Source organism: Rathayibacter sp. AY1C5 (assembly GCF_002931705.1).
GTDB lineage: Bacteria > Actinomycetota > Actinomycetes > Actinomycetales > Microbacteriaceae > Rathayibacter.
The window spans coordinates 104288-124091 of the sequence record NZ_PSWD01000006.1; the positions used below are offsets into that span (position 1 = coordinate 104288).

A 19804-nucleotide genomic window follows, 5' to 3' on the forward strand; every position below is an offset into this window, starting at 1 on the left:
AAAGTAGTCAGCCATGCATGTACTCAGCGTGAGCTCCCTCAAGGGCGGCGTCGGCAAGACCACGGTGACGCTCGGCCTTGCATCCGCGGCGTTCTCGAAGGGCCTGCGAACGCTGGTCGTCGACCTCGATCCCCAGTCCGACGTGTCGACCGGAATGGACATCAACGTCGCCGGCCACCTCAACATCGCCGACGTCCTGACGTCGCCGAAGGAGAAGATCGTCCGCTCGGCGATCGCCCCCTCCGGCTGGACCAAGGAGCACCACGGCACGATCGACGTGCTGATCGGCAGCCCCTCCGCGATCAACTTCGACGGGCCGCACCCCAGCATCCGCGACATCTGGAAGCTCGAGGAGGCCCTCGCGAGCGTCGAGGCCGACTACGACCTCGTGCTGATCGACTGCGCCCCCTCGCTCAACGCCCTGACCCGCACGGCCTGGGCCGCGAGCGACCGCGTCGCCGTCGTCACGGAGCCGGGCCTGTTCTCGGTGGCCGCCGCCGACCGGGCGCTCCGGGCGATCGAGGAGATCCGCCGCGGACTCAGCCCGCGCCTCCAGCCGCTGGGCATCATCGTCAACCGCGCCCGCGTCCAGTCGCTGGAGCACCAGTTCCGGATCAAGGAGCTGCGCGACATGTTCGGACCGCTCGTGCTCAGCCCGCAGCTCCCGGAGCGCACCTCCCTCCAGCAGGCGCAGGGCGCGGCGAAGCCCGTGCACGTCTGGCCCGGGGAGAGCGCTCAGGAGATGGCGCACAACTTCGACCTGCTGCTCGACCGCGTGATCCGCACCGGTCGCATCGGCGAGCAGGTCCCCGCCGCGACCTAGGGCCGGCGGGTCCGCCGGACTCCTCCGGCTCGAGGTCTCGGGACGCGGGCGATGCTCGGTGCCCGAGGAGTGCCAGGGACGGCGCCGGCGGACGCTCGGCGTCGGAGTTCAGCGCGGGCTCTCGATGCGCGGGCGGAGCCCATCGTCGGATCCGCAGGGCGGGACACGGACGGAGCCCGTCATCGGACCCGCATGCTAGCGGGCGTGATCGGCGGGGAGCTCGCGTCCGGCGGACGGATCACGCGGGCGGGGCCCGCCATTCGACCAGCTCGGTGAGACTCGGGTGCCGCCCGTTGCCCGCTCAGCACGGCTGCAGGCAGGTCCGCTCCTGATCAGCTGAGCGCGCGGAGGAGACCCCGGAGTCCCCGGGGCCGCGGCCGACCCGCGAGGGGTGGGCGGTCAGCCGACGCGGCGGGAGGCGCGGCGCTGGGCGAGCTCGTCGCCCGGGTCGACCGACTGATGGTCGAGCTCGACGAGGCTCGACTCGACTTCGCGGAGGACCTTGCCGACGGCGATGCCGAAGACGCCCTGGCCGCGGCTGAGCAGGTCGATGACCTCGTCGTTCGAGGTGCAGAGGTAGACGCTCGCGCCGTCGCTCATCAGGGTCGTCTGCGCGAGGTCGTCGACCCCGGACTCGCGGAGCTGGTTGACCGCCGTGCGGATCTGCTGGAGCGAGATCCCGGTGTCGAGCAGGCGCTTGACCAGCTTCAGCACGAGGATGTCGCGGAAGCCGTAGAGGCGCTGCGTTCCGGAGCCGGACGCGCCGCGCACGGTGGGCTCGACGAGCTCGGTCCGCGCCCAGTAGTCGAGCTGCCGGTAGGTGATCCCCGCGGCGCGCGCCGCGACGGCCCCGCGGTAGCCCGCGTCGGCGTCGAGCTCGGGCAGTCCGTCGGTGAACAGGACGAGGTCGCGCTGGCCGCTGACGTCGCGGCTGACTTCTCTCATCCCTGTGCCTCTCGGATCCGGACGCCGGATCCTCCGAACGCGCTCCCTACCGTACCGACCGGCGCAGGCCGAGTAAACGACATCGGCCTCGGCGCCGCGGCGTGTCGCACGGGCCGCCCGACGGCCGGCGGCGCGGCCCTCACGAGCGGGCGATCCGCGAGAGGGCGCTGCGCACCATCGCCCCGCGGATCGTGCCCAGCTGGGTCGCGAGCCCCACCGCGTTCTCGGCAGCGCCGGCGGAGCCGGACGCCTCTCCGCGGCGGGCGCTGGAGGCGACGACGCTCTCGATGAGCGACATCTCGCGCTCGACGGCGACGCGGAGCGGTCGGAGATGGCGGGGCTCGATACCGGATCGGCCGAGGTCGACGAGCGCCTTGAGCGTCGTCACGGCCTCGTCCCCGAACACGTCGCCGCCCCGCACGAGCCCGGCGGCGATGGCCTCCTGGACGAGAGCGGGCGTGGCACCGGACTCGGCCGCGAGGCCCTCGCGGGTCAACCGCGTGGCGGGGCCGAGGAGCGAGGCGCTCGGACCCCCGACACCGGCCGGCAGGGCGGGCTCGCGTCCGGCGTCGATGTCGTCGAGGTATCCGCGGATGACCTTGAGGGGGAGGTAGTGGTCGCGCTGCAGAGCGAGGATCATCCGGAGCCGCTCGACGTCGGAGCCCGAGAACTTGCGGTAGCCGGAGTCGGTGCGGGCCGGCGAGACGAGCCCCTGCTCCTCGAGGAAGCGCAGCTTGGACGGGGTGACGTCCGGGAACTCACTGGTCAGCCTGGCCAGCACCTGCCCGATGCTCAGCAGAGCGGCGGAGCCGGTGGGGAGGGCGCGCGCGGAGGAGCGGCCCACGGCTCACGCGTCCGGAGCGGCGACGAGGTCGGCGCGGGACGCGTAGAAGGTGAGTCGGAACTTGCCGACCTGCACCTCGGAGCCGTCGGTGAGGATCGCGGACTCGATCCGGACCCCGTCGAAGTAGGTGCCGTTCAGGGAGCCGAGGTCGTGGACCTCGAACGCCGTGCCGCGGCGGACGAACTCGGCGTGCCGGCGCGAGACCGTGACGTCGTCGAGGAAGATGCCCGCGTCGGGGTGACGGCCGACCGTCGTGGAGTCGGTGTCGAGGAGGAAGCGGGCGCCGGTGTTCGGTCCGCGGCGCACGACCAGCAGCGCGGATCCCGAGGGCAGAGCCCCGACGGCCTCGGCCTCCTCGCGGGACGCGCGGTTGTCGAGAGCGGCGAACTGGGCGCCGATGTCGTCGGTGAACGTCAGAGTCGTCTCCGTCGACGGCTCACCGGGAACGGAATTGTGCTGGGCGGATGATGCTCCACCGACGGGCTCGACCAAGACGTACCTCCTATCAGGTCAGCGTATCCGAATCGTGACCCTCGTCGGACCCCTGAGCACCTGTGCGGACCCCCAGGACGAGGTCCCGTGTCTGGACGGCGTAGACGATCCCGGCCCACCAGTAGAGGAACGCGCCCCACAGCGCGAAGGCCCAGGCGATGGGGAGCGAGGCGGGCGCGAGGGCCGGGAACGCCTGCCCCAGCATGATCAGCGGGAGCGCGTAGAAGAGGCAGAAGGTCGCGAATTTCCCCAGGTGGTGCACGGGAAGCGGTCCGTAGCCGTTGTTCGCCAGGACGACCGCCAGGACCACGAGCATCAGGTCGCGGGCGAGCAGCACGGCGACCAGCCACCAGGGCACCAGTCCGCGGGCCGCGAGGCCCAGGACGGTGGCGAAGATGTAGAGGCGGTCGGCGGCCGGATCGAGGACGCGGCCGAGGCGCGTCATCTGGTCGAAGCGGCGCGCGATCCAGCCGTCGAGGTAGTCGGTGAGGCTCGAGACGACGAGGGTCAGGAGCGCGAGCGCGTCCTCGCCGAGGACCACGAGCACGAGGAACACCGGCACCAGCGCGAGACGCACCATGCTGAGGACGTTCGGGACCGTCCAGATCCGGTCCTCACCGGTGCGCGCCATGCGCCCAGCCTAGGCGGGGCGCACGGCGGCGTGGTCAGCGCTTGTCGCGCCAGACCCGCTCGAACGGCAGGCGCCAGGCGTGCGGCGCGATCAGCTGGTGGATCGCGTTCGGCCCCCAGGAGCCGGGCGCGTAGAGACGGACGGGCGGCGGATCCTGCAGGAGGGGCGCGGAGACCTCCCAGAGCCGCTCGATGCCCTCCGCGGTGGTGAACAGCGTGTGGTCTCCGCGCATCGCGTCGAGGATCAGGCGCTCGTAGGCCTCGAGCGCGTCGCCCGCGCGGTCGGTCTCCTGGAGCGCGAACTGCATGCTCAGCTTGTCGAGCCGCATGCCGGGACCGGGGCGCTTCCCGTAGAACGAGAGCGAGACCTTCGAGGCGTCCGCCAGGTCGAAGGTGAGGTGGTCCGGGCCGTGGGCACCGACTCCGGAGCCCTGCGGGAACATGCTCTTCGGGGGCTCGCGGAACGCGATCGAGATGATGCGCTGACCCTCGGCCATCCGCTTGCCGGTGCGGAGGTAGAACGGCACTCCCGCCCAGCGCCAGTTGTCGATCTCGCACTTCAGCGCGACGAAGGTGTCGGTCTCGGAGTCGGCGGCGACGCCCGGCTCGTCGCGGTAGCCGATGTACTGGCCGCGCACCACGTTCTCGGGGTTCAGCGGACGCATCGAGCGGAAGACCTTGTTCTTCTCCTCGCTGATGGCCTGGGGCTCCAGCGCGGTCGGCGGCTCCATCGCCATGAACGCCAGCACCTGGAAGAGGTGGGTGACGACCATGTCCTTGTACGCGCCGGTGGACTCGTAGAACTCGGCGCGACGGTCGAGCGTGAGGCGCTCGGGGATGTCGATCTGGACGTGATCGATGAAGTTGCGGTTCCAGATGGGCTCGAAGAGGCCGTTGGCGAAGCGGAAGGCGAGGATGTTCTGCGCCGGCTCCTTGCCGAGGAAGTGGTCGATTCGGAAGATCTGCTCCTCGCTGAAGGTCTCGTGTAGCTCCGCATTGAGGACGACCGCGCTCTCGAGGTCGACGCCGAACGGCTTCTCCATGATGATCCGCGAGCGCTCGACCAGCCCGGCCTCGGCGAGCATCCGCACGACGGAGAGAGCTGCCCTGGGCGGGACGCTGAGGTAGTGCAGCCGGCTCACGTCCGGGCCGAGGACCGCCTCGGCGTCGGTCACGGCGGCGGCCAGCGCGGCCGGACCGGCGGACTGCGGGACGTAGCGGAGCTTGGACGCGAACTCGTCCCACTGCGCCGGCGTCAGGGAGCGGCTCCCGAACTCGTCGTAGGCCAGCTTCGCGAAGGCGCGGAACGAGGCGTCGTCGTGCTCCTCGAGCGAGGTACCGACGATCTGCAGGTCCGGTGCGAGGGAGGAGAGCGCGAGGTGGGCCATCCCCGGGATGAGCTTGCGCCGGGCCAGGTCGCCGACGGCGCCGAACAGCACGACGACATGGGGTGCCGCCTGCTCGGTCTGGACGGCGGGAGCGGGGGGTGCGGTTGTCACGGTCACCCCTCGATCATTCCAGTTCGGATCGTGACGCAGGCGTCATGTGCTCGATACGCACCGCCGCTAAGGTCTCTCCCGTGCATCCGTTCTCCGACGCGTCCGCCGCGACCGCAGCACCCGCCTCCGCCACCGCCCCCTCCTCCGCCGACGGGACGACCGCGCCTCCGCTCGACGAGAGGATCCGCGCCGACGTCCACCTGCTGGGCGAGCTGCTCGGCCAGGTGCTCCGCGAGTCGGGCGAGCCCTCCCTCTACGAGGACGTGGAGCGCCTGCGCGCGCTCACGATCAGCGCCTACGACAGCGGCGACGCCGCCGGGACCGCGGAGGCGGAGGAGTTCGTCGCCTCGCTCACGCTCGAGCGCGCCGAGGAGGTCGCCCGGGCGTTCACCTGCTACTTCCACCTCGTCAACGTGGCGGAGGAGTTCCACCGCGTCCGCGTGCTGCGCCGGCGCGAGGCCGACGCCGGCGCGCAGTCGCCCGAGGACTCGATCCTCGCCTCGATGCGCCGGCTGACCGGGGAGCTCGGGGAGGACGAGGCGTTCGCGCGCCTGTCCCGACTGGAGTTCCGCCCGGTCCTCACGGCGCACCCGACCGAGGCGCGCCGCCGCGCAGTGGCCTCGACCATCCGCCGCATCAGCGACCTGCTCGAGCAGCGCGACGACCCGCGCATGGGCGGCGTCGTGCTGGTGGAGATCCGCCGCAAGCTGCTGGCCGAGGTCGACACGCTGTGGCGCACCGCTCCGCTGCGCGAGTCCAAGCCCACTCCCCTCGACGAGGTGCGCACCGCGATGAGCGTCTTCGACGAGTCGCTGTTCTCGGTGCTCCCCCGCGTCTACCGCCGCCTCGACGACGCTCTGCTCGGCGAGGGCTCGGGCACCCGGGCTCCGGTCGCACCGGCCTTCGTCCGCCTGGGCACCTGGATCGGCGGCGACCGCGACGGCAATCCCTTCGTCACCGCCGAGACGACCCTCGCTGCGGTGGACATCGCCTCCGAGCACGTCCTCATGGGCCTCGAGCGGGTCGCCCGCCGCGTGGGCCGCGCGCTGACCCTCGACGCGTCGACCACTCCCCCGTCGGCCGCCGTCGAGGCGCTCTGGGCCTCCTGCGTCGAGCGGGCTCCCGAGCTCGCCGCCGACATCGCCGAGCGCTCGCCCAACGAGGCGCACCGCCGCGTCCTGCTCTTCGCGGCCGAGCGCCTGGCCGCGACCCGGTCCGAGGGGCCGCTGGCCTACTCCGCCGCCGCCGAGCTGCTGGCCGAGCTGCGCACCCTCCAGGAGTCCCTGGTCGAGGCCGAGGACGTCCGCGCCGCCTACGGCGACCTCCAGGACTTCGTCTGGCAGCTCGAGACCTTCGGCTTCCACCTCGCCGAGATCGAGGTGCGCCAGCACTCGAAGGTGCACCGCGAGACGATCGCCGCGATCCGCGCCGGCGAGGAGCTCGACGAGCGCGGCCTCGAGGTCCTGTCGGTGTTCCGGGCGATCGCGAAGGTCCAGGAGCGCTTCGGCACCGACGCGGCGAGGCGGTACATCGTCTCCTTCACGCAGTCGGCCGACGACCTGCGGACGGTCTTCGAACTGGCCGAGGCGGCGACCGACGGCAAGCCGCCGATCATCGACGCGGTCCCGCTCTTCGAGACCTTCGCCGACCTCGACGCCTCGACCGACATCCTCGCCGAGATGATCCGCCTCCCCCAGGTGCAGGCGCGCCTCGCGGCCACCGGCAACCGGCTCGAGGTGATGCTCGGCTACTCCGACTCGTCGAAGGACGTCGGACCGGTCTCGGCGACGCTCGCGCTCTACGACGCGCAGGCGCGCATCGCGCAGTGGGCGGCCGACGAGGGCATCGTGCTCACGCTGTTCCACGGGCGCGGCGGAGCGCTCGGCCGCGGCGGCGGGCCGGCCAACCGGGCCGTCCTCGCGCAGCCGCCCGGATCGGTGGACGGCCGCTTCAAGCTGACGGAGCAGGGCGAGGTCATCTTCGCCCGCTACGGCAACCCGGACATCGCCACCCGGCACATCGAGCAGGTGGCGGGAGCGACGCTGCTCGCCTCCTCCCCCGCTGTCGGCGAGCGCAACGCGGGCGCCGCGGAGCGCTTCGCCGAGGTGGCGGCGACGATGGACCGCGAGTCGCGCCGCCGCTTCTTCGAGCTCGTGAAGGCCGACGGCTTCGCGCCGTGGTTCGCCCGGGTCACCCCGCAGGAGGAGGTGGGCCTGCTCGCCCTCGGCTCGCGTCCGGCCCGCCGCGGCCTCTCCGTCGAGTCGCTCGAGGACCTGCGAGCGATCCCGTGGGTCTTCGCCTGGACCCAGGCCCGCGTCAACCTGACCGGCTGGTTCGGGCTGGGCAGCGCGCTCGAGGCCGTCGGCGACCTCGACCTGCTCCGCGAGGCCTACGCCTCCTGGCCGCTGTTCACGACGATGGTCGACAACGTCGAGATGTCGCTCGCGAAGACCGACGAGGGCATCGCCCGCCGCTACCTCGCCCTCGACTCCCGCGACGACCTCGCCGGACTCGTGCTCGACGAGATGGCGCTCACCCGCCGGTGGGTGCTCTCGATCACCGGCGAGGAGAGCCTGCTCACGGGCCACCGCGTGCTCGGCCGTGCCGTGCGCCTGCGCACCCCGTACGTCAACGCGCTCTCGCTCCTGCAGCTGCGCGCACTGAAGGCGCTCCGCACCGACCCGGGCGGATCCGGGACGGAGCAGAACCAGCGGCTGCTCCTGCTCGCGGTCAACGGAGTCGCGGCAGGTCTGCAGAACACCGGCTGATCCCGGCTCGGAACGACGGAACCCCCGGCGGCCTCACGGCTGCCGGGGGTTCTCGTGCGTCTGCGGGCGCCTCCCGCCTGCGGAGCGGGTCGAGGCGCCGGGCGGATCAGGCCTGCGGGGCGACGCCGGCCTCCTGAGCGGCCTTCGCCTCCTCGTACTGACGGCGCACCTCGACCATGTCGAGGCCGCGGACCTGCTCGATCAGGTTGTCGAGCGCGGGGGCGGGCAGGGCGCCGGGCTGAGCCATCAGCGGGATCCCGTCGCGGTACACCACGAGGGTGGGGATGGAGGAGATGCCGTAGCTCGCGGCGAGCTGCTGCTGGTCCTCCGTGTCGACCTTCGCGAAGGTGATGTCGGCGTTCTTCTCGCTCGTGGCCTCGAAGACCGGAGCGAACTGCTTGCACGGGCCGCACCAGTCGGCCCAGAAGTCGATGAGGACGATGCCGTCGGCGATCGTCTGGTCGTGGGAGTCGAGGGTCATCGCAGTCGTAGCCATGGGGGATGCAACCGGGTGCCCCCGCGGCCTATTCCCGGGCGGGATCGAGGAGGTCGAGCAGCGACCTCGGACCGACCACGGCGGCCCCGAGCGCCTCGACGCGGGCGGCCAGTCCACGGTCGGCCGTCACGACGACCGCGGTCTCGAGCGCGCCGACCAGCTCGACGATCGCGTCGTCGCCCGAGCCGTCGGCCGCGTGGACCGTCAGCCGCTCCGTGAGAGCGCCCGCCTCCGGACGGGCGGCGCGCGCCACTCCCTCGAGCACCACGGCGATGCGCGGCCAGACCGTGTCGGCGTCGATCCCCAGGAGACGGCCGGGGACGCCGGCCTCCGCGAGGCGGGCCAGGGAGGCGAGGAGGCGCTCCGCGGCGCCGGCGCGGTCGCGCCACCAGCCGTCGGGGCGTGAGCCGACCACGTTGGCGGCGTCCACGACGAGCACCGGGATCGAGGAGCCGAGCGCGCGCAGGCCCGGCCAGGCCGCTCCGAAGCCCGGGTGCAGCGGCAGGGAGTCGACCTCGTCGGGGGCGACCCAGCGCAGCTCGGTGCTCTCGGCGTCGCTGATGCGGGGAGTGAAGTGCTCGCGGGACTCGGCCAGGACTGTGGAGTAGCTCCACGGTCCGATCACGACGACGCTGGAGAGCACGGGCAGGATCAGGTCGGCGGGGACGCCCGCCTCCTCCTCCGACTCCCGGAGGGCCGCCTCGAAGGCCGTCTCCTCGGGGTGACGGGCGCCGCCGGGCAGCCCCCAGGTGTCTCCGAAGTGGCTCCAGCTGACGCGGTGCTGGAGCAGGACGCGTCCCGACGGATCGCGCAGGAGGAGGCCGGCGGCGCCGAAGCGCCCCCAGAAGCGGCGTCCGTCGCTTATCTCGACCCAGCCGTCGCCGAGCGACGCGTCGAAGGGGTGGCGCGGGAGCACGGCGTCCGCGCCGGGGTCCTCGCTGGTCATGCCCTCCAGCCTCCCACACCGCGCCCGCCGCGCCCGACCCCGACGGGCTGGCAGAATCGGACGATGCGCCGCTCGAGACCTCTCCGCCTCGCGACGCTCGCCTGGCTCGCGCTGATCGCCCTGATCACGCTGACGCCCGCGCCCTACCCGGCCGGGGAGCCCAACGCGCTGATCCGCGGGATCATCGCGTTCCTCGCCTCCACGCCGCTCACCGGCTGGTTCGACTTCGACGTGGCGGAGTTCACCGCGAACGTGCTGCTCTTCGTGCCGCTCGGTGCGCTGATCGCCGCGCAGCTGCCGGCGGGTCGCCGCCTGTGGGCCGCCGCCATCGGGCTCGCCGTGTCGGCGGCCGTCGAGACAGCGCAGCTGCTGTGGCTGCCGACCCGCGTCTCCGACGTGCAGGACCTCGTCTCGAACGGCAGCGGCTCCCTGATCGGCGCCCTGCTGACGATCGCGCTGCTCCGCTTCTCCCCCCGCCGCCGCTCCCGGAAGGACCGCACCGCCCATGCCCGCTGAGACCCTCGTCGTCCTCGACCGACCCTCCCTCGACGCCGAGGCGCACTCGCCGGGAGGACCCGCGCACCGCATCGATCCGAGCGGGCGTGGCGATCTGGACGTCACCGACCTCGGCTTCACCCGCGGCGACGGCGTGTTCGAGACGATCAACCTGGTCGACGGACGGCTGCAGGCGCTCGACGCGCACCTGGACCGCTTCGAGCGCTCGGCCCGGATGCTCGACCTGCCCCGGCCGGACCGGCCCGCCTGGCTCGAGGCGATCGGAGCGGCGGTGGCCGCGCACCCGCCCGTCGCCGAGGCGATGGTGAAGACGATCCTGACCCGCGGCGTCGAGGGCGGCGGGCGGCCCACCGGCGTCGTCTTCGTCCAGACCAGCCCGGACTTCGGCCCGGCCCGCCGCGACGGCGTGCGCGTGGTGCTCCTGGACCGCGGGCTGCGCTCGGACGTGCAGTCGACGTCCCCCTGGCTGCTCGCCGGCGCGAAGACGCTCTCGTACGCGGTGAACCGTGCGGCCGCGCGGGAGGCCGCCCGGCGCGGTGCCGACGACGCCCTGTTCGTGTCGAGCGACGGCTACCTGCTCGAGGGGCCGACCTCGAACCTCGTGCTACTGACGGGCGGGGAGCTCGTGACTCCTCCGCCGAGCCTCGGGCTGCTGCCCGGCACCACGCAGGCCGACCTGTTCGCGCTCGCGCCGGGCCTCGGCCTCGGGACGGCGGTGCGTCCGCTGCGCTCGGGCGATCTGGAGGCGGCGGACGCGGCGTGGCTGGTCTCGAGCGCGCGCAACGCCGCTCCCGTCCGCGCCGTCGACGGGACCGACCGCCGCGTCGACGCCGACCTCTCGGCCCGGATCAACGCCGCGCTGCTCGCCCGCTGAGCGTCCGACCCTCCTCCGTGGGACGCCCCGCGCCGAGCGCGGACGGCGTCCCGGAGGAGAGAGGGCTCAGGAGAGGCCGTCGACGTCCGCGGGGCCGCGGCTGATCAGTCCGCCGCGGACGTGCTCGACGGTGGGGTCGAGCTGGACCGGATCGCGCTCGTCCGCCGCCTCGTCGTTGATCACGGCCGAGACGATGCCGCGCCAGTCGGTGCCCTCGGCCACGGCCTCCTCGGAGCCGACGCGGCGTGTGACGAACACGGCCTTCGACTCCTCGCCCGCGTGCGAGATGACGGCGAGGACGCCGACGGTGCGACCGCCCGGGTGCTCGATCCGCCACTCCTCGTGCCCGGACGGGACGAGCGAGAACTCCAGGCCCGCGTGCGGGAAGCCGGTGGGGCGCAGCTCGGACGGGGATCCGCTCTGCGGAGGCGCGCCGCGGGTGGGGACCCCGGCGCCCTCGCCGCTCGTCGTGCTCATGCCGACGTCGCCGCGGGTTCCGCCGGCTCCGGAGCTGTCGTTCGCCGCGACCATGCGGTCGTCGCCGCTCCGCAGCGCGTCGTCCGCTCCGGTGTAGATGCTGTCGTCTCGGTTCATGGGAACCTCCTTGTCGGCGGCCAGTGTAGGACCGCGGGGTGGGTGGCGAGCGGGCGCCGTTCGTAGACTGGGTGGATGCAGATCCCGGTGACCGGTGCCGTGCGGGTGGACGCGTGGCTCTGGGCGGTGCGCATCTACAAGACGCGCTCCGCCGCGACGACCGCGGCCCGGGCCGGCCACATCCGCGTCAACGGCGAGCGGGCCAAGGCGGCGCAGACCGTGCGGGTGGGCGATGAGGTCCGCGCCCGGATCGGCGGCTTCGACCGGGAGCTGATCGTCCGCGGACTCGTGGTCAAGCGGGTCGGTGCGCCGGTGGCCGCCGAATGCATGGAGGACCGGACGCCCCCGCCGCCACCCCGGGAGTCCGCGCCGGGCGTGATCGTCCGTGACCGCGGAGCGGGCCGCCCGACGAAGCGCGACCGGCGCGACATCGAGCGCCTCCGCGGATTCTGACCGCGCGACCCGGCAGCGGCCTCACGGGGCGAGCGCGCGCAGGCGCTCCAGGAGCCCCTCCGCCGCCTCGTCGAGGAACCGCTGCTGCAGCTCGTCGCCGACCTGGACGAGGGCGATGTCGGTGAAGCCCGCCTCGATGTAGGGCACGAAGCTCTGGGCGAGCTCGTCGAGGTCGGGGCCGCAGGCGATCTGCTCGGCGACGTCCTCCGGGCGCACGAACTGGCTCGCTCCGGCGAAGCCGGCGGGGGTCGGCAGATCGGAGTTGACCGCCCAGCCGCCGGCGAACCAGCGGAACTGCTCGTGGGCCAGCGCCACTCCCTGCTCCTTGTCCGGCGCCCAGCAGATCGGGATCTGGCCGATCGTGCGCGAGGGGGCGGCGTCCGCACCGCGGACCGCGGTCCACTGCGAGATCAGCTCGGCGTCGGGCTCGGTCGTGATGAGGTGGTCGCCGATCGGCGCGAAGCGGGCGATCGACTTCTCCCCCGAGACCGCCAGGCCGATCTCGACCGGCTTGTCCGGCAGGTCCCAGATGCGGGCGGAGTCGACGCGGAAGTACTCGCCCTCCCAGGTCACCAGCTCGCCGGTGTGCAGCTCGCGGATGAGGTGGACGGCCTCCTCGAGCATGTCCTGGCGCACGGCGACCGAGGGCCAGCCCTCGCCGACGACGTGCTCGTTGAGGTTCTCGCCCGAGCCGAGGCCGAGCGTGAAGCGGTCGTCGGAGAGGATCGCGAGCGTCGCGGCCTTCTGCGCGACCACGGCCGGGTGGTAGCGGATGGTCGGCGCGGTGACGTAGGTCGTGAGGTCGATGGTCGACGTGGCCTGCGCGACCGCTCCGAGCAGCGTCCAGGCGTAGGAGGCGTGCCCCTGCTCGGTCAGCCACGGCGAGTAGTGGTCGCTCGAGACCGCGAACTCGAAGCCGAGCCTCTCAGCGTCGACCGCGTAGCCCACCAGCTGCTTGGGTCCGCTCTGCTCGGTCATCAGGGTGTATCCGAATCGCACCATCGTCCGTCCTCGTTCCGCTCGTCGTGGATGCCCGGGGGCACGTCCCATGGTGGGCGGGGCGCCGGATGCGCGCTAACCCCTTGCCCCGGTCGCGAGCGGCGGCTAGCGCGGCGTCAGACGAAGCGGATGCGGTTCTGCACCCGGGTGCGGACCTCGAACGACTCGCCGTACCCGCCGAGCCGCGGGTCGTCCGTGCCGGAGCGCAGCAGCTGCGGCAGCAGCGAGCGGCGGATGACGACGGCGCCCTGGTGCCTGCCGCGCTCGACCTGCTCGAACGGCTGCTCCAGCGCGTCGTCCGGCACGACCACGACGCTCGTCGAGAACCGGACGCCCAGCTCGCGGCCGAGACGGCGCGCGGCCTTCGCGAGCGAGGCGATCGGCTTCTCGTCCTCGGCGATCCCGGGGCCCTCGAGCTCGCCCTTCTTCAAGCGGACCGGGTCGCCCCAGTCGGCGGAGGTCAGCGCGAGCAGGCCGGCCGGCCCGAGCACGAGGTGGTCGATCTTGAGCCCGCCGTCACCGACCGCGACGTCGTTCCAGATCGTGTAGGCGATGCCGAGCGCGCCGACGAGCGCGGCCGTCGCCTCCTCGGCCTGAGCCTTCGCGAGCCAGGAGCGGATCTCGCGAGGAGCGGAGCGGACGATCGCCGGGTCGAAGGGGTCCTCGGTCTCGACGCCGCGGCCGAGCCACTCGCGCACCAGGCGCAGGTAGTACTCGCGCGCCGCGCCTCCCGGGTGACCGTAGGAGCGGGCGCGCACGGCCGAGGCGGTCTGCGGGCGCGGCGAGCCGGTGTACGGCGACTGCGGGGAGGACCTCCCGGGGGCGGGAGCGCCTCGGTCGTAGTCGCCGCGGGCGGAGGCGCTGCCGATCCGTTCCCAGGCGAGCTGCACCGCGTGGAACGACGCGGCGTCGCCTCCCGTGTCCGGATGGGTCTCGCGGAGGCGGAGCCGGTACGCCCGGCGGAGCTCGTCGTCGGACGCGGTGGCGGCGACGCCCAGCACCTCGTAGGGGGTGCGGGCGGCGTGGCTGTCGGGCATGTGCTTCCGGGAGGGTCGGGGCGGGGGGTTCCGAGTGTATCGACGCGGGCCGGGCGCCCGGTGGGAGCGCGCACCGCGTCGGCTCGGAACGCGCCGAGCGCCCAGCGGGGGAACGGGCGCCCGGCGGGGGTCAGTGCGCGAGCAGCTCGCGCACCCGCGGGATGACCTGCGTGCCGTAGAGCTCGATGTTGCGCATGATCGCCGGGTGCGGCAACGTCCCGGCGCTGTACTTGAGGTCGAAGCGGTCGATGCCCAGGGCCTCGACCGTTCGCGCGATCTTCCGGGCGACCGTCTCGGGCGAGCCGAGGTGGATGGCGCCGTCGGGGCCGGCCTCCTCCTCGAAGCGCTCGCGGGTCATCGGGGACCAGCCGCGCTCGCGGCCGATGGCGTCCATCATCGCCTTGTGGTGCGGGAAGTACAGCTCGCGCGCCTCCTCGTCGGTGTCGGCGACGAAGCCGGGCGAGTGCACGGCGACCGGGAGGCGGGGCTGCTCGAGCTGGTCGAGCGCGCGGCCGAAGAGGTCGACGTAGGGGCGGAAGCGGGCCGGCGAGCCGCCGATGATCGCCAGGACGAGCGGGAAGCCGTACCGGGCGGCGCGGACGACCGACTCGGGGCTGCCGCCGACGCCGATCCAGGTGCGGAGGGTGCCGTTGTCGAGGGTCGGGTAGACGCTCTGCTCGGTGAGCGCGGGGCGGGTCGTGCCCTGCCAGGTGACTGGGCCGCCCTGGATCAGGGCGTGGAAGAGGTCGAGCTTCTCCTCGAAGAGGACCTCGTACTGCGCGAGGTCGTAGCCGAAGAGCGGGAAGGACTCGGTGAAGGAGCCGCGGCCGAGGATGACCTCGGCCCGGCCGCCGGAGAGTCCGTCGAGGGTGGCGAAGCGCTGGTAGACGCGCACCGGGTCGTCCGAGGAGAGGACCGTCACGGCGGAGCCGAGGTGGATGCGCTCGGTGCGGGCCGCGATGGCGGCGAGCACGACATCCGGTGCGCTCACGGCGAAGTCGGCGCGGTGGTGCTCGCCGATCCCGAAGAAGTCGATGCCGACCCGGTCGGCCAGGACTCCCTCCTCGACCACGTCGCGGAGGACCTGGCCGTGCGGCAGCGGGGCGCCGTCGGGGCCGGCGGTGACGTCGCCGAACGTGTCGACGCCGAACTTGACTTCATGCATACTCATGGACTTCTGCAACCTCCGGGGGTCGACGGCTATTCCTGCGGGCGGGGCCCGACGTCCCCGGGCAGGAGCGCGTCGGAAGAGACGATCCCCGCCTCGAGCGCCGGCTCGCGGTAGGCGCGCCCGAGCGAGGCGACGGTGTCGTGCGCGTTCAGGCCGCTCGGGTTCGGCAGCACCCAGAGCGGCGCGCCCGCCACGTCCTCCTCCTGCCTGCCCTGCACCGCCCTGCGGCGTCCGAACGCGATCCGGTAGGCGGTGATGCCGACGACCGCGACGGCCCGGGGCCGCACCCGCTCCACGGTGGCGACCAGCCGCTGAGCGCCCTCGCGCAGCTCCTCCGCGGTCAGCTCGTCGGCGCGGGCGGTCGCCCGGGAGGCGAGATTGGTGATGCCGACGCCGCGGGAGACGAGCTCCGCGCGGTCCGCGGCGCTCATCCCCTCGGACACGCGCGGCGCGCGCTCGAGGATCCCGGCCGCGACGAGCGCCGGGTAGAAGCGGTTGCCGGGGTGGGCGAAGTGCGCGCCGGTGGCGGCGGTCCACAGTCCCGGGTTGATGCCGACGAAGAGGAGCCGGACGTCGTCGCCCAGCAGGTCCTCGACAGTGCGGTCCTGGAACGCTGCGAGCTCGGCGCGGGTGAACGGCATGCGACTATCCTGCCGCGGCGCAAGTCCTCTCGGCACGGGGTCGCCGGTGCCAGCATGGAGGCATGACGAACGCATCCCAGGACCACCCGATCCAGCACGGCAGCGACGACGCGCAGCTCGACGAGAAGCTGCGCGGCGTGCTGCTGCAGGTCGCCGGCGACGCCGAGCTGCGACCGGAGGAGGACGTCGAGACCCTGCTGCGCCAGCGCCTGCGCGACACGCGGATCTCGATCTCGGACGAGGCGATCCCGGGGCTCGCCAAGCGCATCCCCGGCCTCATGCAGCGCGGGGGCGGCGACGTGAACCCCGGGGCGCACTAGCCCCGAGGGACGGACGCGGGCCGAGCGGCCGCTCGGACCCGCGCCTGCCCGCGCTACTCGGGGACCGCCGGGCCCTTGCGGTGGTGGTCGAACACCAGGCTCGTGCGCGTCGAGGCCACCGCCGGGTTCGCCGAGAGGTTCGAGAACACGAAGTCCCGCACGTCGCTGGAGTCGCGGACCGCGACGTGGATGATGAAGTCCTCCGAGCCGCCGAGGAAGAACACCTGCACCACCTCGGGCAGCGCGCGGATCTCCTCCGCGAAGCGCGTGATCGCCTGGCGCTGGCCGACGCGGATGCTGACGCTGATCAGCGCCTGCAGGGTCAGGCCGAGCGCCGCCGGGTCGAGCTCGGCGGTGAAGCCGGTGATGACGCCGCGCTCGACGAGGCCCCGGACGCGTGCGACGCAGGTCGACGGGGCGATGCCGGCGCGCTCGGCGAGCCGGCTGTTGGGCGTCCGCGCGTCGGCGCGGAGGAGGCGCACCAGGGTCCGATCGACCGGATCCAGGTCGTCGAGGTCGTGCAGATCCTTCGGTGGCATGCGCCCGCTCCCCCACTCCGCCGACGAACCTTCGGCCCGTGCGGTGACTTCCGACCGATCCTGCGGAGTTCCTCCGCTCCGGGCACGATCTTCGCACGATGGGGGCAGAGCCGGTGCAGGATCGGCGCCCACCGCCCGCCCCGCGGGCCGCAGCGAAGGAGCCGCCGTGCGCGTCGGGATCCCCACCGAGATCAAGAACAACGAGAACCGGGTCGCCGCCACTCCGGCCGGCGTCCACGAGCTGGTGCGCCGCGGCCACGAGGTCCTCGTCGAGGCCGGCGCGGGCCTGGGCTCGCGCGTGTCGGACGACGACTTCCGCCGCGCCGGCGCCCTCGTCGTCGACGGGCCCGACGAGGTCTGGGGCGAGTCCGAGCTGGTCCTCAAGGTCAAGGAGCCGATCGAGGCCGAGTACCCGCGGATGCGCCGCGACCAGGTGCTCTTCACCTACCTCCACCTCGCCGCCTCCCGCCCGTGCACCGACGCGCTGCTCGCGGCGGGGACGACCTCCATCGCCTACGAGACGGTCCAGCTGGACGACCGGCGGCTGCCGCTGCTCTCGCCGATGAGCGAGGTCGCCGGGCGCCTGTCGATCACGGTCGGCGCCTACCACCTCATGAGTGCCGTCGGCGGACGGGGCACGCTGCTCGGCGGGGTCCCCGGCACTCCGAAGGCGAGGGTCGTCGTGATCGGCGGCGGCACGGCCGGCGAGCACGCCGCGGCGAACGCCCTCGGCATGGGGGCCGACGTCACGATCGTCGACCTCTCGCTCCCCCGCCTCGCGCAGCTCGAGAACCGCTTCCAGGGCGCGATCCAGACCCGCGCCTCCTCGGCCTACGAGATCGCCGCGCAGCTGGCCGACGCCGACCTCGTGATCGGATCCGTCCTCATCCCGGGCGCCAAGGCGCCCAAGCTGGTGACCGACGAGATGGTCGCCACGATGAAGCCGGGCTCGGTGCTGGTCGACATCGCGATCGACCAGGGCGGCTGCTTCGAGGGCTCGCGTCCGACCACGCACGACGACCCGGTGTTCCCCGTGCACCGGAGCGTCTACTACTGCGTCGCGAACATGCCCGGCGCCGTCCCCGAGACCTCGACCCGCGCGCTCACCAACGCGACGCTCCCCTACGCGCTCGCGCTGGCCGACCGCGGGTGGCGGGCCGCCCTGGCCGCCGACCCGGCGCTCGCCCGCGGCCTGAGCACCCACGACGGCCGGGTGACGAACACCGCCGTCGCCGCGGCCTTCGACCTCCCGGCCGTGCCGGTGGAGTCGCTGCTGCTCTAGGCGCCCGCGGGCGCGAGGCCGAGCCCCCCGAGGATCTCGGCGATCTCCTCCTCCGGAGCGCCGCCCACGTCGACCGTGACGTGGAGCTCGTCGTCGCCGAGGGGCTCGAGCGCCTCGAACTGCGAGTCGAGCAGCGTGGTCGGCATGAAGTGGCCGACCCGCGAGGCGAGCCGCCCGGCGATACGGTCCCTCGATCCCGCGAGGTGCGCGAAGACGAGGTCGTCGCGGCGCAGGACGTCGCGGTAGCGGCGGCGCAGGGCAGAGCAGGTCACGACGACCGAGCCGCCCGCGGCGATCCGCTGGTCCACCACGCGGGCGATCTCGGCCAGCCAGGGCGCCCGGTCCTCGTCGGTCAGCGGGATGCCGGCGTGCATCTTGTCGACATTCGCCTGCGGGTGCAGGTCGTCCCCCTCGAGGAACTCCCAGCCCAGTCGGCGCGCCAGGAGCGACGCGACGGTCGACTTGCCGCTGCCGGAGACGCCCATGACGACGACGACGCGGACGGGGACGGTGGGAAGAGCGGTCATCAGATACCTCCTACGAAGAGACCGATCAGGAGGACCCCGGCGAGCCCGGTCACCGAGACCAGGCACTCCATCACGGTCCAGGTCTTGAGCGTCTGGCCGATGCTGAGCCCGAGGTACTCCTTCACCAGCCAGAACCCGGCGTCGTTGACGTGCGACAGGAACACCGAGCCGGCGCCGATCGCGAGCACCATGAGGGCGACCATCGGCCCGTCCATGGTCTCGGTCAGCGGCTGGAGGATCCCTGCGGCGGTCACGGTGGCGACGGTCGCGGAGCCGGTGGCGACGCGGATCACGACGGCCACGAGCCAGGCGAGCAGCAGCGCCGAGGCGCCGCTCCCCTCCGCGAGCTGGGCGACCACCCCGCCGATCCCGGTGTCGACGAGGACCTGCTTGAAACCGCCGCCCGCGCCGACGATGAGCAGGATGCCCGCGATCGGCGGCAGCGAGCTCGAGAGCGAGGCCTGCAGCTCGGTGCGGTTCATCCGGCCGCCGCGGCCGAGCAGGACCAGACCGGCCAGGAGCGCGATCCCCAGCGCGATGGTCGGCGTGCCGAGGAAGTCGAGGGCGCCCTTCCAGGCGTCCGTGGAGCCCGGGGCCGCGATGTCGGCGATCGCCTTGCCCAGCATCAGCACGACCGGCAGCAGGATGCTCGCGACCGCGGCGGCGAAGCCCGGGCGGTGCTCGCGCGTCTCGCCCGCGCCCTCGCCGAAGAGCGGCGGCGTCTCCACCGGCGCCCAGCGGGCGGCGACCCGGCCGAAGAGCGGGCCGGCGACGACGACGGTGGGGACCGCGACCAGGACGCCGAACGCGAGGGTCACGCCGAGGTTCGCGCCGAGTGCGTCGATCGCGACCAGCGGTCCGGGGTGGGGCGGGACGAGGCCGTGCATCACCGAGAGGCCGGCGAGCGTCGGGATCGCCACCTTCATCAGCGGCAGACCGCTCCGGCGGGCGACCAGGATCACGACCGGGATCAGCAGCACGAGCCCGACCTCGAAGAACATCGGCAGCCCGATCAGCGCGCCGACGAAGCCCATCATCCAGGGCAGCGCGCGAGTGCTCGAGCGGGCGATGAGGGTGTCCACGATGCGGTCCGCGCCGCCCGAGTCGGCGAGGAGCTTGCCGTACATCGCGCCGAGGCCGATGAGGATGCCGACGCCGCCCATGGTGTTGCCGAACCCCAGCGCGAAGCTGGCGACCGCGTCCGCCGCCGCCAGCCCCGCGATCAGGCCCGTCGTCAGCGCTCCGATCAGCAGGGAGACGAAGGGGTGCAGCTTCAGCCAGGTGATCAGCACGACGATCACGGCGATGCCGACGACGGCGGCGAGGATCAGCTGCGCCTGCCCGGCGGTGGTGGCGGGGGCGTCCCCGGCGGCGGCGCGGAGGGCGGGGAGGAGGGTCGGTGTCATGA

Annotated in this window: 22 protein-coding genes; 7 read left to right on the forward strand and 15 right to left on the reverse strand. The window is 73.2% G+C overall.

Translation table 11 applies throughout. The features are described from left to right. Window positions 1-13: 13 nt before the first annotated feature. A complete protein-coding gene (locus C5C57_RS07320; protein WP_104222576.1) occupies window positions 14-823 on the forward strand; it encodes a ParA family protein in 810 nt (269 codons plus the stop codon). Window positions 824-1222: 399 nt separating this feature from the next. Here the strand turns inward: C5C57_RS07320 and C5C57_RS07325 are convergent, their stop codons facing one another. The 5 genes from C5C57_RS07325 to zwf all read right to left on the reverse strand — a co-directional run bounded on the left by C5C57_RS07325 (window position 1223) and on the right by zwf (window position 5233). Continuing rightward, window positions 1223-1768 (reverse strand): MerR family transcriptional regulator, encoded by a 546-nt coding sequence (locus tag C5C57_RS07325; RefSeq protein WP_104222575.1) that lies wholly within the window; start codon window positions 1766-1768, stop codon window positions 1223-1225. Window positions 1769-1907: 139 nt separating this feature from the next. Then, a complete protein-coding gene (locus C5C57_RS07330) occupies window positions 1908-2612 on the reverse strand; it encodes a MerR family transcriptional regulator (RefSeq protein WP_104222574.1) in 705 nt (234 codons plus the stop codon). 3 nt (window positions 2613-2615) lie between these two features. After that, complete coding sequence (locus tag C5C57_RS07335; RefSeq protein ID WP_104297458.1) at window positions 2616-3104, reverse strand: FHA domain-containing protein; 489 nt, start codon at window positions 3102-3104, stop codon at window positions 2616-2618. A gap of 13 nt (window positions 3105-3117) precedes the next feature. Beyond that, window positions 3118-3735, reverse strand: a complete 618-nt coding sequence (locus C5C57_RS07340) for a CDP-alcohol phosphatidyltransferase family protein (RefSeq protein WP_104222572.1) — start codon at window positions 3733-3735, stop codon at window positions 3118-3120. Window positions 3736-3769: 34 nt separating this feature from the next. Continuing rightward, window positions 3770-5233 carry a glucose-6-phosphate dehydrogenase gene (zwf, locus tag C5C57_RS07345; RefSeq protein ID WP_104225448.1) on the reverse strand — a complete coding sequence of 488 codons (1464 nt, stop codon included), beginning with the start codon at window positions 5231-5233 and terminating at the stop codon, window positions 3770-3772. 44 nt (window positions 5234-5277) lie between these two features. Here zwf and C5C57_RS07350 point away from each other — a divergent pair, with 44 nt between their 5' ends. Next, on the forward strand, window positions 5278-8001 hold the full coding sequence (locus tag C5C57_RS07350) for a phosphoenolpyruvate carboxylase (RefSeq protein WP_104222571.1): 2724 nt from the start codon (window positions 5278-5280) through the stop codon (window positions 7999-8001). 106 nt (window positions 8002-8107) lie between these two features. Here C5C57_RS07350 and trxA read toward each other — a convergent pair whose 3' ends face one another. Both trxA and C5C57_RS07360 read right to left on the reverse strand, forming a co-directional pair. Beyond that, window positions 8108-8497: a thioredoxin gene (trxA, locus tag C5C57_RS07355; RefSeq protein ID WP_104222570.1), complete on the reverse strand. Its 390-nt coding sequence runs from the start codon at window positions 8495-8497 to the stop codon at window positions 8108-8110. A 28-nt stretch (window positions 8498-8525) separates the two neighbouring features. Continuing rightward, window positions 8526-9443 (reverse strand): NUDIX domain-containing protein, encoded by a 918-nt coding sequence (locus tag C5C57_RS07360; protein ID WP_104247150.1) that lies wholly within the window; start codon window positions 9441-9443, stop codon window positions 8526-8528. 63 nt (window positions 9444-9506) lie between these two features. Between C5C57_RS07360 and C5C57_RS07365 the strand changes: the two genes are divergently transcribed. Together C5C57_RS07365 and C5C57_RS07370 are read left to right on the forward strand one after the other, a co-directional pair. Further along, entirely contained in the window at window positions 9507-9959 is a 453-nt protein-coding gene (locus C5C57_RS07365) for a VanZ family protein (RefSeq protein WP_104225384.1), read from the forward strand. Beyond that, window positions 9949-10833 (forward strand): aminotransferase class IV, encoded by an 885-nt coding sequence (locus C5C57_RS07370; RefSeq protein WP_104247151.1) that lies wholly within the window; start codon window positions 9949-9951, stop codon window positions 10831-10833. Before C5C57_RS07365 ends, C5C57_RS07370 begins: the two co-directional genes overlap by 11 nt. Before the next feature lie 66 nt (window positions 10834-10899). On the opposite strand, the gene C5C57_RS07375 is transcribed toward C5C57_RS07370, so the two are convergent. Continuing rightward, entirely contained in the window at window positions 10900-11427 is a 528-nt protein-coding gene (locus tag C5C57_RS07375; protein WP_104297459.1) for a hypothetical protein, read from the reverse strand. Between the two features lie 75 nt (window positions 11428-11502). Here C5C57_RS07375 and C5C57_RS07380 point away from each other — a divergent pair, with 75 nt between their 5' ends. Beyond that, window positions 11503-11880 carry an RNA-binding S4 domain-containing protein gene (locus C5C57_RS07380; RefSeq protein WP_181027140.1) on the forward strand — a complete coding sequence of 126 codons (378 nt, stop codon included), beginning with the start codon at window positions 11503-11505 and terminating at the stop codon, window positions 11878-11880. A 21-nt stretch (window positions 11881-11901) separates the two neighbouring features. Here C5C57_RS07380 and C5C57_RS07385 read toward each other — a convergent pair whose 3' ends face one another. From C5C57_RS07385 to C5C57_RS07400, 4 genes are all read right to left on the reverse strand, one after another. Continuing rightward, window positions 11902-12882, reverse strand: a complete 981-nt coding sequence (locus tag C5C57_RS07385; protein ID WP_104247153.1) for a TIGR03557 family F420-dependent LLM class oxidoreductase — start codon at window positions 12880-12882, stop codon at window positions 11902-11904. Window positions 12883-12995: 113 nt separating this feature from the next. Beyond that, window positions 12996-13916, reverse strand: a complete 921-nt coding sequence (locus tag C5C57_RS07390; RefSeq protein WP_104247154.1) for a DnaJ domain-containing protein — start codon at window positions 13914-13916, stop codon at window positions 12996-12998. A 130-nt stretch (window positions 13917-14046) separates the two neighbouring features. Further along, window positions 14047-15081 (reverse strand): LLM class flavin-dependent oxidoreductase, encoded by a 1035-nt coding sequence (locus C5C57_RS07395; protein ID WP_104225389.1) that lies wholly within the window; start codon window positions 15079-15081, stop codon window positions 14047-14049. Window positions 15082-15116: 35 nt separating this feature from the next. After that, window positions 15117-15728 (reverse strand): mismatch-specific DNA-glycosylase, encoded by a 612-nt coding sequence (locus C5C57_RS07400; RefSeq protein WP_104222562.1) that lies wholly within the window; start codon window positions 15726-15728, stop codon window positions 15117-15119. A gap of 62 nt (window positions 15729-15790) precedes the next feature. On the opposite strand from C5C57_RS07400, the gene C5C57_RS07405 reads away from it, so the two are divergent. Next, on the forward strand, window positions 15791-16048 hold the full coding sequence (locus tag C5C57_RS07405) for a hypothetical protein (RefSeq protein WP_104222561.1): 258 nt from the start codon (window positions 15791-15793) through the stop codon (window positions 16046-16048). Window positions 16049-16101: 53 nt separating this feature from the next. Here the strand turns inward: C5C57_RS07405 and C5C57_RS07410 are convergent, their stop codons facing one another. Beyond that, window positions 16102-16587: an Lrp/AsnC family transcriptional regulator gene (locus tag C5C57_RS07410; protein ID WP_104247155.1), complete on the reverse strand. Its 486-nt coding sequence runs from the start codon at window positions 16585-16587 to the stop codon at window positions 16102-16104. A gap of 166 nt (window positions 16588-16753) precedes the next feature. On the opposite strand from C5C57_RS07410, the gene ald reads away from it, so the two are divergent. After that, window positions 16754-17869: an alanine dehydrogenase gene (gene ald / locus C5C57_RS07415; RefSeq protein ID WP_104247156.1), complete on the forward strand. Its 1116-nt coding sequence runs from the start codon at window positions 16754-16756 to the stop codon at window positions 17867-17869. Here ald and C5C57_RS07420 read toward each other — a convergent pair. Both C5C57_RS07420 and C5C57_RS07425 read right to left on the reverse strand, forming a co-directional pair. Beyond that, window positions 17866-18396, reverse strand: coding sequence for a gluconokinase (locus C5C57_RS07420; protein ID WP_104247157.1), 531 nt, complete (start codon window positions 18394-18396; stop codon window positions 17866-17868). The two genes, ald and C5C57_RS07420, sit on opposite strands and share 4 nt — an antisense overlap. Then, window positions 18396-19802 carry a GntP family permease gene (locus C5C57_RS07425; protein WP_104297460.1) on the reverse strand — a complete coding sequence of 469 codons (1407 nt, stop codon included), beginning with the start codon at window positions 19800-19802 and terminating at the stop codon, window positions 18396-18398. Before C5C57_RS07425 ends, C5C57_RS07420 begins: the two co-directional genes overlap by 1 nt. Window positions 19803-19804: the final 2 nt, after the last annotated feature.

Coding starts and splice junctions, on each gene's coding strand:
- C5C57_RS07320 (WP_104222576.1), top strand. CDS start 14: ATGCATGTACTCAGCGTGAGCTCCCTCAAGGGCGGCGTCGGCAAGACC.
- C5C57_RS07325 (WP_104222575.1), bottom strand. CDS start 1,768: ATGAGAGAAGTCAGCCGCGACGTCAGCGGCCAGCGCGACCTCGTCCTG.
- C5C57_RS07340 (WP_104222572.1), bottom strand. CDS start 3,735: ATGGCGCGCACCGGTGAGGACCGGATCTGGACGGTCCCGAACGTCCTC.
- C5C57_RS07350 (WP_104222571.1), top strand. CDS start 5,278: ATGTGCTCGATACGCACCGCCGCTAAGGTCTCTCCCGTGCATCCGTTC.
- trxA (WP_104222570.1), bottom strand. CDS start 8,497: ATGGCTACGACTGCGATGACCCTCGACTCCCACGACCAGACGATCGCC.
- C5C57_RS07360 (WP_104247150.1), bottom strand. CDS start 9,443: ATGACCAGCGAGGACCCCGGCGCGGACGCCGTGCTCCCGCGCCACCCC.
- C5C57_RS07365 (WP_104225384.1), top strand. CDS start 9,507: ATGCGCCGCTCGAGACCTCTCCGCCTCGCGACGCTCGCCTGGCTCGCG.
- C5C57_RS07370 (WP_104247151.1), top strand. CDS start 9,949: ATGCCCGCTGAGACCCTCGTCGTCCTCGACCGACCCTCCCTCGACGCC.
- C5C57_RS07375 (WP_104297459.1), bottom strand. CDS start 11,427: ATGAACCGAGACGACAGCATCTACACCGGAGCGGACGACGCGCTGCGG.
- C5C57_RS07380 (WP_181027140.1), top strand. CDS start 11,503: ATGCAGATCCCGGTGACCGGTGCCGTGCGGGTGGACGCGTGGCTCTGG.
- C5C57_RS07385 (WP_104247153.1), bottom strand. CDS start 12,882: ATGGTGCGATTCGGATACACCCTGATGACCGAGCAGAGCGGACCCAAG.
- C5C57_RS07390 (WP_104247154.1), bottom strand. CDS start 13,916: ATGCCCGACAGCCACGCCGCCCGCACCCCCTACGAGGTGCTGGGCGTC.
- C5C57_RS07395 (WP_104225389.1), bottom strand. CDS start 15,081: ATGCATGAAGTCAAGTTCGGCGTCGACACGTTCGGCGACGTCACCGCC.
- C5C57_RS07400 (WP_104222562.1), bottom strand. CDS start 15,728: ATGCCGTTCACCCGCGCCGAGCTCGCAGCGTTCCAGGACCGCACTGTC.
- C5C57_RS07405 (WP_104222561.1), top strand. CDS start 15,791: ATGACGAACGCATCCCAGGACCACCCGATCCAGCACGGCAGCGACGAC.
- C5C57_RS07410 (WP_104247155.1), bottom strand. CDS start 16,587: ATGCCACCGAAGGATCTGCACGACCTCGACGACCTGGATCCGGTCGAT.
- C5C57_RS07420 (WP_104247157.1), bottom strand. CDS start 18,396: ATGACCGCTCTTCCCACCGTCCCCGTCCGCGTCGTCGTCGTCATGGGC.
- C5C57_RS07425 (WP_104297460.1), bottom strand. CDS start 19,802: ATGACACCGACCCTCCTCCCCGCCCTCCGCGCCGCCGCCGGGGACGCC.